Here is a 12,912-nt window from a genome sequence, read left to right as displayed (position 1 = left end):
TTGCTTTTTATTAATATCTAAAATCTTGTTTGAAGTCAATTCAGAAAATAGTTCGTTTTTACCTTCAACAGTAACTGTTCTATTGCAATATTGAAAAAAAGAACCTTTACCAAACAAATCAATATCGTAACTATAAAAATGTTTTGGATTTAAAAATTCGCTTCCATCATCTAAGTTTAAATAATCTCTTTTTAAAACATTTAATTCAGTTTGATTAATGGAAATTAATGTTTTATTTAAGTCGAAATTATACTGTAAATCACTGTGTTTTAAAACTAAATATATAAACACAATAATACCAACACCAACAACTATTAACATAGCTGAAATATTGCCGAAAAACAGGTAAATTCCAAAAATTATTCCTAAAAACGTTAGAAATCTTAGTGTGCTTGAAACTGCAAGTTTCTTTTTTAATTTAGTAGATTTTTGTTCAAAAATAGATTTTTGATCGTTATAAAATTCTTGTGGTTGTTGCATTTAATAGTTGTCAATTCCATTCACTAAACTAAAAATAGTTAGTTGTGGAAATTTTTCTTTTAATTTTAAAGTAACGTCGTAACTTGTAATTCCCTTTTTACAAATTACCACATATTTTTTATCGTAATCTGGATTAAAACCTTCTACATTAAATGTTCTGTATGGAATTTTTTGATGCACTTTAAAAGGAATTGGCGCATCTGTATGATTTAAAACACTAATAACTTCCGTTGAGTTATCAGACTTAATTTTCTTAAAATCTGAAGCTAAAATTAATAATGAAGCATCTTGGGTTTCGCAATATTTTTCTGAATAATCTGAATTTTTAAAAATCTCCTCAATATTAATTGACTCATTTTTACGTAATTTCATTTTAAACTGTGAATTCTCAAGCGCATTGTAAATCAACAACTGATTTGTTAATAATGTACCCGTTTTTGTGATTAATTTTAGCACTTCATTTACTTGTAGCAATGCAATAAAACCAACAATAGGATTTAAAGTACCAGCTTCTTCACAATTGGGAATATCAGTTGTTATTTTTGGAAAAGCATCACGTAAATTACAGCTAAAACTACCATCTTTATTTTGCACATTAAATGTTGCTACATAACCATCAAACTTGTACAATGAACCATAAATCAAAGGCTTCTTTAAAATTACACAGGCATCATTTATCACATATTTTATCGGTAAACTATCGGTTCCATCAACTACAATATCAAAACTGGAAATCAAATCTAAAATTGAATTTTTATCTACTGCTTTGTTCGTAAATGAAACATTTGTAAAAGGTGCTCTTTTTTTTACTTCATTCGCTAAAGTTTCAGCTTTTGATTTCGCAACATCTTCAGTTTTAAAAAATACTTGTCGGTGTAAATTTGAAACAGAAACCGTATCAAAATCTACTAAATGTAATGTTCCAACACCACTTGTGGCTAAATAAATGGCTACTGGACTACCCAGTCCACCACAGCCTATTACCAAAACTTTTGCCTTTTGCAACAACTTTTGACCTTCGTTACCAATTTCTGATAACGTAGTTTGACGTTTAAAAAATTCTTCGCTCGTAATGTTCATTATTTTTTTAAAACAGATTGCCAAAGTTATTTAAATAATCTCAAATAAGTGGATTGTTACCATAATTGAAATATCCTATTTGTTTATTTCTTTTTTTGCTGCTTTATATTCTTCTGGAGTATTAATATTTCTAATAAAATCATCATCAATTTCAACAATCTCAACATCTGAATTTATTAAAACTTTACGCGGACAAGAATAGCCTTGTGCTAAATAATTTAATAATAATGGATAACTTTTCGGTTCCCAAATCGTAATTAAAGGCTCTGGAAATTGCTTATCTTTTCCTTTTATTGTAGTTGCTACTTTTGAAGGGTTTCTATATTTTAACAATAATTGAATCACTTCGTTAGTAACAAAAGGCAAGTCGGTAGCAATTACCAACCAAGCTACATCTGGATTTTCTTGAAATGCAGAACAAATAGCGCCAAACGGACCCAAACCAATAAATTTATCGGTTATTTTGTTTTCAATATCAATTTTTTGCGCTTCACGAACTGCTAAAAATGTTTTTAAATTATTGTTCTCTAACAATTCTATCGCAACATCTCGTTGATTTTTTCCGTAAAAATTAAGCGTTCCTTTATCGGTTCCCATTCTCATACTCTTACCACCAGCCAACACCAAACCGTTTATTGGAGCAATTTTTTCTTTGATTAGATTTTCTATATGTTTTGAAATTTTTTCAATTTCATCCATAGAATAACATAATAAGTTTTTAATTTGAGGATATTTTTCTTCTAAAAAATCGAAATAATTAGCATCATCGTTCAATCTAATTACAAACTGAATATTATTTAATTGTTCTAATCTTTTTAAAACTGAAACTTCTTTTTCGTTGTCTAAAATTAAAATTTGTTTTGCTCCTTGATAGTGATTCCCATTGATAAAAACAAAATCGTATTGAGAAAACTGAACTCGTTGATTGAATTTATTTACCTCAGAATTAATTGAAATTTCGGCAGTTCCTATGTGATGAAATGTAAACGTTTCTAAGGTGTTTTTTTTAATATCTTTTGAATGTGAGGCATCAAAATAAGCCAATTTATAGTTCGCTAAATTTTCTGAAACTTTAGAAATCAGGTTTGAAATATTAGTACAATTTGTTCCTAAAATTGAAATCTCGTTAGGTGCAAAATTGTCGTTATCTCTTAATTTTAATTTTGTGTGTTTTTGATGTTTAGCCATTTTTTATATCGCTTTTACCACCTGATTTTTCAAGTAATTTAACTTCTTTTAGTATCATTTTTTGTGAAATACTTTTACACATATCATACACAGTTAAAGCAGCAATAGTAGCTCCTGTTAAAGCTTCCATTTCCACTCCTGTTTTTCCTTCAATAGCAACTGTACACAAAATTTGAATATCTGTTTTGTCAATAATTTTAATATCAATATCAACTCCGTTAATTAGTAATGGATGGCACATTGGAATTAATTCTGAAGTTTTTTTAACAGCCTGAATTCCTGCAATAATGGCTGTTTGAAAAACCGGTCCTTTTTTTGTAACCAACTCAGCTTCTTTAAAATGAGCAATAATTTCTGAACCCAAAAACATAGTCGCTTTTGCAGTTGCAGAACGTTTGGTAATTTTTTTATCACCAACGTTTACCATTTTTGGTTGGTTTTTTTCGCCAATATGTGTGAATTTATTTTTCATATGTATGAGATTCTGAAACAAGTTCAGAATGACGTTGTTATCTATATGTTATTAAAGGAAATACTTGTCCTTCGGTAAAATTACTGTTATCATCTGGCAATTCCAAAAAAGCATCGGAATCTACTAAATTTGCTAAATCTCCCGAACCTTTCCCTGCTATCGGGGTTGCAATTAACTTTCCATTTTCCTGATGTAATTTAACTTGTAAAAAATAAGTTAAGTTGGGTTTAAAATAGAAGTTCTCGCTTAAAATTGCTTCTTGTTTGGTTTCAAAATTTAATCCAACCGATTTGTAATACCAAGGGTAAAAATATTTTAAACAACTAACAAAAGTAGAAACTGGATTTCCAGGAAATGCAAAAACTGTTTTGGCTGCTTTTTTTCCAAACCAAAATGGTTTTCCTGGACGTTGTTTTACTTTATGAAATAATTTTTCAACAACTAAATTATTCAGTACTTCTGGAATAAAATCGAATTTTCCTTTAGAAACTGCACCGCTAAAAAGTAGCACATCATATTCATCTAAGAACTTAGAAATTTTAGTTTCTAATGTTTTTTTATCGTCTAAAATATGAGCTGTATCAGCTTTAATTTTTAACTTTTCTAATAAAGAAACTAATGTGTAAACATTGCTTCTTCTAATTTGATATTCGGCTGGAGTTTCAGAAACTTCTACCAATTCATTTCCAGTAGAAACAATCATAACTTTTGGTTCTTTTCCAACTTTTACTGTGGATTTTCCTACAGTTGCAAAAACTCCAATTTCAGCAGGAGAAATTAACGTATTTTTTGGGATTAAGACATCGTTTTCTTTTCTGTCTAAACCTTTTTTATGAATATTCTGAAAGTTTTTTACTGTATCTAAATTTACGGTTGCAAATCCATCTTTAATTTCTAACAATTCATATTGAATTACTACATCTGTATTATTTGGAAGCATTGCTCCGGTCATTGCTTCAATACAATTATTAGGGTTTTTTAATGTTAATTGCGGACTCCCGGCTGCTTGTACTCCTTCAATTTTAAAGCTTCTAACGCCTTTATTAAACGCTTCAGCAGCTATGGCAATTCCATCCATACTAACACGATTAAACGGAGGGAAATCTCTATCAGCAACTATATCTTCTTTTAAAACACGTCCAACTGAATTTATAAAATCAACTTCTTCAATTCCAAAATCTTCAGTGCTTTTTAAAATTATTTTTAAAGCATCTTTTACAGTAGTAAATTCCATTGTTTTATTGTTTTATTGCTTCAAAGAAAGCTTTTAATTTAGTTTCATCTAATTTGCCATTTGTTCTAACACCACTACATAAATCCAATCCGTAAGGTTGTACTTTTTCAATTGCTTCTGTAGCATTCAACTGATTTATTCCTCCAGCTAAAAATACAGGAACCTTAACGTTTTCAACTATTTTTTTACTTATTTCCCAGTTGTGAACCCTACCAGTTCCACCCAATTCTTTGGTTTTTAAATTTGGGTTCCCGCTATCTAATAAAATAACATCCACATTTTTGGAAATTTGCAAAGCTTCTTCAATTGAACTTTCATTTAAAATGTGTAAAACTTGCACAATTTTAACAGTTGGTAATTCATTTTTTAATTGTTGATGTGTTCCTTCGGTTAAAGCATCCACAATTTGAATGGTTGTTGTATTTACTTTTGAATAATGTTTTAAAATATCCTCAACTTTTGTTTCACTAGTTAATAAAAAAGTTTGAATATGTTTTGGAACTTCACAAGCTATTTCAGCAATTAAACTATCTGAAATTATACCTGGTCCACTTGGCATATTTCCAACCAACCCCAAAGCTGAAGCTCCATATTTAATAGCTAAATTGGCTTCTTGAACACTGCTAACACAACAAATCTTAATATGTGTTTTTTTCATTTAGCCTCCTATTGTAGACATACTTTCTGAGACATCGTTACCGCGAGATGCTTCTGCAATAAATCCGTTTTCAGGTTTTTTATGAACTGTTTTAATAAATAATTCTTTCAGTTCATCGTCGCTTGCGCCATCTCTAATAAAATCTCGAACATTAAAAACACCACCATCAAACAAACAGTTTTTAAACATTCCGGTTGCTGTAATTCTAATTCTATCGCAATCGTTACATATAGTACGTGTAAATGCTGGAATTATTCCAAAAGTTCCTTTATAATTAGGAATTTTAAAGTTTCTTGAAGTAGATGATTTTTTGGAAATCACGTGTTCAACTTGAGAATAATTAGCTTTAATATGGTTTATAATTTTATTAAAATCCCAAACTTCTTGCATCTCTCTTTGTCCTTTTCCATTAAAAGGCATTTCTTCAATAAACCGAACAGCAATATCTTTTTCTTTAGACAATTCAACAAAATCTATAATTTCATCGGTATTAAAACCAGATTGCACAACTACATTCAGCTTTAATTTTAAATTGCTTTTTTCTAATTTTTCAAAAGTATCGTATACATTTTCAAAAACATCTCTTCGTGTAATTTGTGCAAATTTTTCTTTTTGAAGACTGTCAATACTTAAATTGATTGCGTTGATATTTAAGTCCTCTAATTTTTTAATATGATTTGAAATTAATGCACCGTTTGTTGTAATGTTTATTTCTTGTAGTTTATCATTAAAAGAAAGTGATTCTAAAAAGTTTACAAAATCTCTACGCACAAAAGGCTCTCCTCCAGTTAACCTAACTTTATTTACTCCTAATTCTGAAAGCACACGAATAATTCGGTACATTTCTTTATAAGAAAGCAACGCTGTTCTATTAACGATGTCAATTCCATGAGCAGGCATACAATATTGGCATCGCAAATTACATCGGTCCGTAATTGCCAATCTTAAATACGAAATTTTTCTACCAAATTTATCTGTTAACTGCATTAATTTAATGTTATTTTATTTCTTCCTAAAGTTACAATTTCTTCTTTCTCTAATTTTTTTAAAATTCTTGATATAGCTTCTCTTGAAACTTTTAAATCTCTTGCAATATCAAAATGCTTCCTATTAATAGTGCTATTATTGTAAATTAAACTAGAGTTTTCAATGTATCTTAAAACTCGAAATTCTAAATTTTCAAAAGCAATATCATTAATTAAATTTAATAATGATGCTGTTTGTTGTTGATTTAATTTTAAAAAAAACAACCTCCACGAATTATATTTTTCAAACCACAAATTTACAATTTTTGCTGGTATCGCAATGTAAGTAATATTGCTTTCAGCTTTTATTCTAATATCGTTTTTTTTATTTTCAAGTGCATACGAAATTGCAATTGCACTTGTTTGTTTGTCCGACAAATAATGTAGAAAAATACCGTTTCCTTTTCCGTCACGGCGCATAACTTTTGCAACTCCCGAAACAATTAAAGGTATAAAATTTGCATCTCTGCGTATTTCTAAAATAATCTGATCTGCTTCAGCCTGCTTTAAAATACCATATTTACAAAGTTCTTGTTGTAATTTTATTTCAAATACTTTTGAAAAATGAGTGTCTATTATTTCGTTGATTCTCATGTATATGAATTATTTTTTTAACGGTCACATGCTATTGGTGCTTAGTATTTTATAGAATGAATAAACACCTTTTAGCCTGCTCATTTTATAACAACCTATTTAATGAGGTAGTTTATCCTTAAAATAACCATATAAAAAGGCACCGAGTGTTGCTCCAAAAATTACGACTAAAATTGATACAACTCCTTTCCCTATTAGAACAAACATTGGCCCTGGACAAGCGCCTGCCAATGCCCAACCTAAACCAAATAAAATACCGCCTAGTAAATTACGATACAATCCCGATTTTTTTGCAGGTACATGAATTTCACTTCCTTCAAATGTTTTTACCATTTTTTTTCTGAATAAAAACATGCTTATCATTCCTAAAACAATCGCAGATCCAATTATTCCATACATATGAAACGATTGAAATTTAAACATTTCGTAAATTCTGTACCACGAAATTATTTCTGCTTTACTCATTACTATTCCAAAGAGTATGCCTACTAAAAAAAACTTTATATATTTCATATCTCTTTATTTAAAATAATAATGGTAAAATAAACCAAGTCATAACCAAGCCTCCAATAAAAAAACCGATAACCGCTATCAATGAAGGAAGTTCTAAATTACTTAAGCCCACAATTGCATGACCTGAAGTACAACCACCTGCCCAACGTGCACCAAAACCAACCATAATACCTGCAATTAGCAGAATTAAAAAGCCTTTAAATGACAACATTGTTTCAATGCTAAAAATTTCATCAGGTAAATAGGTAGTTCCAGCATTTTGAATTCCAATATCTGCTAAATCTTGAATTGTTTGTGGGTTAATGGCAACAGCATCTGTTGGTGAAAGCCATTGTGAAGCTATAAAACCCCCTGTAATTCCACCTGCAACAAATATTAAGTTCCAAGAATTTTGTTTCCAATCGATTTTAAAATAATCGACAAATTTTCCAGCACCACCAATAGAACAAAAGGTTTCTAAATTAGATGAAACCCCAAAACGTTCGCCAAAGTAATATAATAAAAACATGACCAAGGCAATAATGGGTCCAGCAACATACCAAGCCCATGGTTGTGTAATAAATTCCATAATTTATTTAATTAGTTAGAACTATAAAAGTATTGCATAAATTATGCTGTTATGTAACTTTTGTTACATACTTAAAATTCTAAAATCTCAATTTTATTTCTATGTAGCTTAATTTTCCCTTCATTTTCTAGTTGTTTTAATAACCTTGAAATTACAACTCGAGATGTATGCATATCGTAAGCAATGTCTTGATGCGTGGTATTTAAAGCAGTTTCACGTAATATTTGAGCTTTGTCTTTAAGGTACTTGTATAAACGCTCATCCATTTTCATAAACGCCAAGGTGTCTATGGTTTCCATCATTTCATTTAAACGAATATTGTAACTATCTATTACAAAGTTTCTCCAACTTTTGTATTTTACTAACCAGTCGTCTAATTTTTCCTTTGGAAGAAAGATTATTTCAGATTCTTTTTCAGCAATAGCTCTAATCCCACATTTCCCATTTGAAATAGCACTTGCAAATGAACTTGCACAAGTATCTCCTTTTTCTAAAAAATACAGTAATATTTCTTCACCTTTTTTATCTTCTCTAACAATTTTTATGGCACCATCTAACAACAATGGAACTCCTTTCATTTGATCTCCTAAATCAACCAACAATTCGTTTTCACGTAATTTTTTATACACTCCAACTTGCTCAATTTCATCTAATAATTCTTTTTCAAAAACATAAGAATAAAAGTTCTCTAATTTTTCTCTAATCATTTTAAGTATTTTAAAATTTTTGCGGTAGCCCCTGTTTTATTAATCACATAATTCAATGCTTTTGAACCTGTTTCTAATCTTTTAATTTTATCAATAAAAAAACTGCTTAAAAGTACGGATAATTTTTGAGAATTTTTTACTGAAAAACAAGCCTCTTTAGCAACTAATTCTTTTGCCTCAATAAATTTACTGTAATTGGGTCCCATTAGTATAGGTAAACCAAAAGTTGCTGGTTCCAAAACATTATGAACTCCAGATTTTGTAAAGCCTCCGCCAACATAAGCAATATCCGCATAACTGTACACTTTTGTTAAAATACCAATAGTATCAATAATAAAAACCTGATAATTTTCTAAATTTTCATCTTCTTTTTCTGAAAACAGCACTACCTTTTTTGAAATTGATTTTTTTAATTCTTGAATATTTTTTGCATTTATATTATGAGGTGCAATAATAAACTTTTCATTTCCTGAAGCTTTATTATTTATATAGTTAACTAATAATTCCTCATCTTCTTTCCAAGTGCTTCCTGCAACCAATGTGTAGGTATTGTTCTTAAATTTTGAAATAAAATCGAGCTGATTATCTTGTTTTGTAATTTCATAAACTCTATCAAAACGCGTATCTCCACAGGCAGTTACATGCTCAATATCAAGACTTTTTAATAATGTTTCTGATAATTTATCTTGTACAAAAAAGTAAGAAAAGGCATCCAACGCTTTGCGCATAAAACTGCCATACCATTTAAAGAATACTTGATTTTCTCTAAAAGTGCCTGAAATTAAAATGGTGTCAATATTTCTAATCTTTAATTCTTTTAATAAGTTTGGCCAAAATTCATATTTTACAAAAATGGCAGTTTCTGGATGGACAATATTCAGGAATCTTTTAGCATTTTTATCAGAATCTAACGGTAAATAACAAACTACATCTACTCCATAATAATTTTTTCTAACCTCGTAACCAGATGGCGAAAAAAAAGTTAATACTAATTTTTTTGTAGGATGTTTTTCCTTTAATTTTTCTAAAATCGGTCTGCCTTGTTCAAATTCACCCAACGAAGCACAATGCATCCAAATAACAGTGTCTGTTTTTTTAATATGCTGTTTTAATATTGTAAAAGTTCCTTTGCGACCATCAACAAAAAGTTTTATTTTTTTATTGAAAAGCGCCAGTACTTTTAGAATTAAACTAGCTTTAAAAATAAGTATGTTGTATAAAAATTGCATAGAACAGCAAAGGTACAAAATAAGCGCATAAAAAAACTCCCAAACTATTTACCAGTTTGGGAGTTTTTAAAAATTTAAAGAAACTGTTTCTTAAGCTTCGAAAGGCTCAATAGAAACATAAGATCTGTTGTTTCTTTTCTTTTGGAATTTTACCAAACCATCCACTTTTGCGTGTAAAGTATGGTCTTTCCCCATATATACGTTATCACCAGGGTGGTGTTGAGTTCCTCTTTGACGGATAATAATGTTTCCTGCGATTGCAGCTTGTCCTCCAAATATTTTTACTCCAAGTCGTTTCGATTCTGATTCTCTACCGTTCTTCGAACTACCTACTCCTTTTTTATGTGCCATTTTACTAAATTTTTATAAGTTAAACGTTACAGATTTATTTTTCAACGCCTCCGTCTAATCTATCTTGTAATTCTTTCAATTCATCCCAATTACCATCAGCAGCTAATTTAGCTTGTTTTGGCCAAGTATCAGTTACGTGACTTCCACGAACTTCTGCAATAATTTCAGAAATTTGAGCTGGTTTTGCTTTTGCTAAATCTGCATAAGTTGCCATTCCTGCTGCAACTAATGTTTCAGCAATTTTTGGTCCAATACCTTCAATTTTCTTTAAATCATCAGCTTTAGTTGCTGCTTTTTTTACTGGAGCTTTTACCACAGTTTCTTTTACTGCTTCTTCTTTTTTAGGAGCTGCCTTTTTTGCCGGAGCTGCTTTTTTAGCACCACTTGCAGCAATACTTTCAATTTGAATTTCAGTTAAAGCTTGGCGGTGACCATTCTTTTTTCTGTATCCTTTTCTACGTTTCTTTTTGAAAACGATTACTTTATCACCTTGTAAGTGACCTAAAATTTTAGCCGTTACTTCGGCTCCTTGGATAGCTGGGGCGCCAAGTGTTACAGTACCATCGTTGTCTAATAGAAGAACTTTATCAAAAGAAACTTTGTTTCCTTCTGCTTCTTGTAAACGATGTACGTAAACCTTTTGGTCTTTCGCTACTTTAAACTGCTGCCCTGCTATTTCTACAATTGCATACATACGTATAATTTTTATTCGCTTTATTAATAAATTAATTACCTTTTCAATTAAGGCGGGTGCAAATATAAAGTTTTTTTCTTATTCAGCAAAACAAAATTAACTATAAGAAAGTACTCATTTTTAACCCATTATACCAGGTTGTATTAATGTTTAGTTAATTTATTCAAAATAATCTTAAAACGAATAAAAGTTTTTTAAATTTACCTTTTAAATTACTCAAAATAAAAGAGTGAATATCTTCTTTTTAAAAAAAATTGTAACAAAAAGAAAAAACATGCTACAAGTATGTAATATTTAACCTAAATAATCAATTCAATACCTATGAGAAAATTTTATTATTTAAGCTTTTTTGCGCTAATTTTAAGTTTTACCGCTTTTGCGCAAAAAGTAAATTTACAAGATCCTTTACCAGTAAACCAAAAAATTAAAAAAGGGGTACTAGAAAATGGAATGACCTATTATATTTATAGTACGGATGTAACTAAAAATGCAGCTAGTTATTATATAATTCAAAATGTTGGTTCTGTGTTAGAAAATGATAACCAACAAGGTTTGGCTCACTTTTTAGAACATATGGCATTTAATGGAACAAAAAACTTTGCCGGAAAAGGAATTTTAAATACACTTCAAAAACACGGCGCTGTATTTGGAAAAGATATTAATGCATACACATCTTTCGATGAAACTGTGTATAATTTAGACAACATTCCTACTAAAGATGGTTTGGTAGATACATCATTATTAATTTTAAACGATTGGTCTAACTACCTTTTACTTACCGACGAAGAAATTGATGCAGAAAGAGGCGTTATTAAAGAAGAGTGGAGAACTAGACAAAACGGACAAATGAGAGTTTTACAACAATCGCTGCCGGTTATGTTCGGTAATTCTAAATACTCCGAACGTTTACCAATTGGTCTAATGAATATAGTAGAAGGTTTTGAATACAAAGCTTTAAGAGATTTCTACCATGACTGGTACAGAACGGACTTACAGGCAATTGCAGTAGTTGGCGATATTGATGTTGATGAAATTGAACAAAAAATTATCAAACAATTTTCAAATATTCCAGCTGTAGAAAATCCAAAAGAACGTTTTTTAGTTGAAATTCCTGATAATGAAGAACTATTATTTACAGTTGCTATGGACGAAGAAGTAACAACTTCAAATATTTCATTTAGCATTAATCATCCAAGATCTTTAGCAAATCAAACAGTTAAAGATTTAAAAGAATCATTAATAAACAGAATGGTTCGTACTATGTTATCTTCTAGAATAAGTGAAATAACAGAAAAACCAGATGCTCCTTTTATGGCAGCACGTTTTAATTATGGGGATTTTGTAAGAACAAAGAAGCAACTTAGTCTGGCAGTATATCCAAAACCAAACCAACAGCAAGAAGCTTTTAAAGCTGCTTTAACAGAGTTGAACAGAGCAGTTAAATTTGGTTTTACTGAGGCAGAAATTGAAAGAACAATTGCACAAATTAAAAACAGCTACGAAACGCAAATTGCTAAAATAAATGATATTCCTCACGGAAGAATTATAAGAACAATTCAACAAAACTACCTTGAGAATGAAACAATGACAGATCTTGTTGGAGAATATGATATTGCTAAAAATATATTCGAAAATATTGATATTGAAGAGGTTAATAATTTCTTAAAACCTCTATATACCAAAAATAATAGAGCTATTATTGTAACTGGTGTAAAAGGAAATAATAATTTAACTAAAGAAGGCGCATTGTCAATTATTAATGAAGTAGAGAATGATAATTCAATAACTGCTTACGAAGATTCTTTTAGTGGAAAAACATTAATTTCTGATGTTACTATAAATGCAGGGAAAATAGCTTCTGAAGAATATAATAAAGAAATTGATGCAACTACTTTTACATTAAGCAACGGCATTAAAGTACACTATAAATTCGCTGATAAAAACGAAAATGATGTAAAATTAAACGCTGTAAGTTATGGAGGAAATTCATTATTAGATGATTCTTTATTAGCATCAGCAGCACTTACAACGGGTGTCGCTCAGTTTTCTGGTTTAGGAGATTTTTCAAGAACAGATTTACCTAAAGTACTTGCAGGAAAAACAGCATCTACATCTGTTC

14 protein-coding genes and 1 pseudogene are annotated in these 12,912 nt (G+C 29.8%); 1 reads left to right on the top strand and 14 read right to left on the bottom strand.

Features of this window, described 5'->3' with window-relative positions; genetic code table 11:
* The 14 genes and pseudogenes from AB1Z17_RS04955 to rplU all read right to left on the bottom strand — a co-directional run.
* Positions 1 to 480: pseudogene (locus tag AB1Z17_RS04955) on the bottom strand (DNA mismatch repair protein MutS); the annotation flags it as partial.
* Complete coding sequence (locus AB1Z17_RS04950; RefSeq protein WP_368050689.1) at positions 481 to 1,560, bottom strand: ThiF family adenylyltransferase; 1,080 nt, start codon at positions 1,558 to 1,560, stop codon at positions 481 to 483.
* A 75-nt stretch (positions 1,561 to 1,635) separates the two neighbouring features.
* Positions 1,636 to 2,748 (bottom strand): NTP transferase domain-containing protein, encoded by a 1,113-nt coding sequence (locus tag AB1Z17_RS04945; RefSeq protein WP_368050688.1) that lies wholly within the window; start codon positions 2,746 to 2,748, stop codon positions 1,636 to 1,638.
* Positions 2,741 to 3,220 (bottom strand): cyclic pyranopterin monophosphate synthase MoaC, encoded by a 480-nt coding sequence (moaC, locus tag AB1Z17_RS04940; protein WP_368050687.1) that lies wholly within the window; start codon positions 3,218 to 3,220, stop codon positions 2,741 to 2,743. Before moaC ends, AB1Z17_RS04945 begins: the two co-directional genes overlap by 8 nt.
* 37 nt (positions 3,221 to 3,257) lie before the next feature.
* Positions 3,258 to 4,454 carry a molybdopterin molybdotransferase MoeA gene (locus AB1Z17_RS04935; RefSeq protein ID WP_368050685.1) on the bottom strand — a complete coding sequence of 399 codons (1,197 nt, stop codon included), beginning with the start codon at positions 4,452 to 4,454 and terminating at the stop codon, positions 3,258 to 3,260.
* Positions 4,455 to 4,458: 4 nt separating this feature from the next.
* Entirely contained in the window at positions 4,459 to 5,112 is a 654-nt protein-coding gene (locus tag AB1Z17_RS04930; protein ID WP_368050684.1) for a phosphoribosylanthranilate isomerase, read from the bottom strand.
* The gene (moaA, locus tag AB1Z17_RS04925) at positions 5,113 to 6,099 is read right to left on the bottom strand and encodes a GTP 3',8-cyclase MoaA (RefSeq protein ID WP_368050683.1); all 987 of its coding nucleotides are present in this window, start codon (positions 6,097 to 6,099) and stop codon (positions 5,113 to 5,115) included. It abuts the gene before it with no gap.
* On the bottom strand, positions 6,099 to 6,731 hold the full coding sequence (locus AB1Z17_RS04920; RefSeq protein ID WP_368050682.1) for a Crp/Fnr family transcriptional regulator: 633 nt from the start codon (positions 6,729 to 6,731) through the stop codon (positions 6,099 to 6,101). The genes moaA and AB1Z17_RS04920 overlap by 1 nt, the downstream gene beginning before the upstream one ends.
* Positions 6,732 to 6,830: 99 nt before the next feature.
* Positions 6,831 to 7,244: a DUF6691 family protein gene (locus AB1Z17_RS04915; protein WP_368050681.1), complete on the bottom strand. Its 414-nt coding sequence runs from the start codon at positions 7,242 to 7,244 to the stop codon at positions 6,831 to 6,833.
* Positions 7,245 to 7,254: 10 nt separating this feature from the next.
* Positions 7,255 to 7,812, bottom strand: a complete 558-nt coding sequence (locus tag AB1Z17_RS04910) for a YeeE/YedE family protein (protein WP_368050680.1) — start codon at positions 7,810 to 7,812, stop codon at positions 7,255 to 7,257.
* Between the two features lie 71 nt (positions 7,813 to 7,883).
* Entirely contained in the window at positions 7,884 to 8,519 is a 636-nt protein-coding gene (locus AB1Z17_RS04905; RefSeq protein ID WP_368050679.1) for a Crp/Fnr family transcriptional regulator, read from the bottom strand.
* Positions 8,516 to 9,748, bottom strand: coding sequence for a 3-deoxy-D-manno-octulosonic acid transferase (locus AB1Z17_RS04900; protein ID WP_368050678.1), 1,233 nt, complete (start codon positions 9,746 to 9,748; stop codon positions 8,516 to 8,518). Before AB1Z17_RS04900 ends, AB1Z17_RS04905 begins: the two co-directional genes overlap by 4 nt.
* Positions 9,749 to 9,838: 90 nt before the next feature.
* Positions 9,839 to 10,099, bottom strand: coding sequence for a 50S ribosomal protein L27 (gene rpmA, locus AB1Z17_RS04895; RefSeq protein ID WP_240225750.1), 261 nt, complete (start codon positions 10,097 to 10,099; stop codon positions 9,839 to 9,841).
* A 34-nt stretch (positions 10,100 to 10,133) separates the two neighbouring features.
* A complete protein-coding gene (gene rplU / locus AB1Z17_RS04890; RefSeq protein WP_368050677.1) occupies positions 10,134 to 10,793 on the bottom strand; it encodes a 50S ribosomal protein L21 in 660 nt (219 codons plus the stop codon).
* Between the two features lie 321 nt (positions 10,794 to 11,114).
* On the opposite strand from rplU, the gene AB1Z17_RS04885 reads away from it, so the two are divergent.
* A partial coding sequence (locus AB1Z17_RS04885) for a M16 family metallopeptidase (RefSeq protein ID WP_368050676.1) occupies positions 11,115 to 12,912 on the top strand: 1,798 nt, incomplete at its 3' end.

Source organism: Lutibacter sp. (genome assembly GCF_040883305.1).
GTDB lineage: Bacteria > Bacteroidota > Bacteroidia > Flavobacteriales > Flavobacteriaceae > Lutibacter.
Note: the sequence above shows the minus strand (reverse complement) of the source record. Positions and strands in the feature narration are given on the sequence as shown.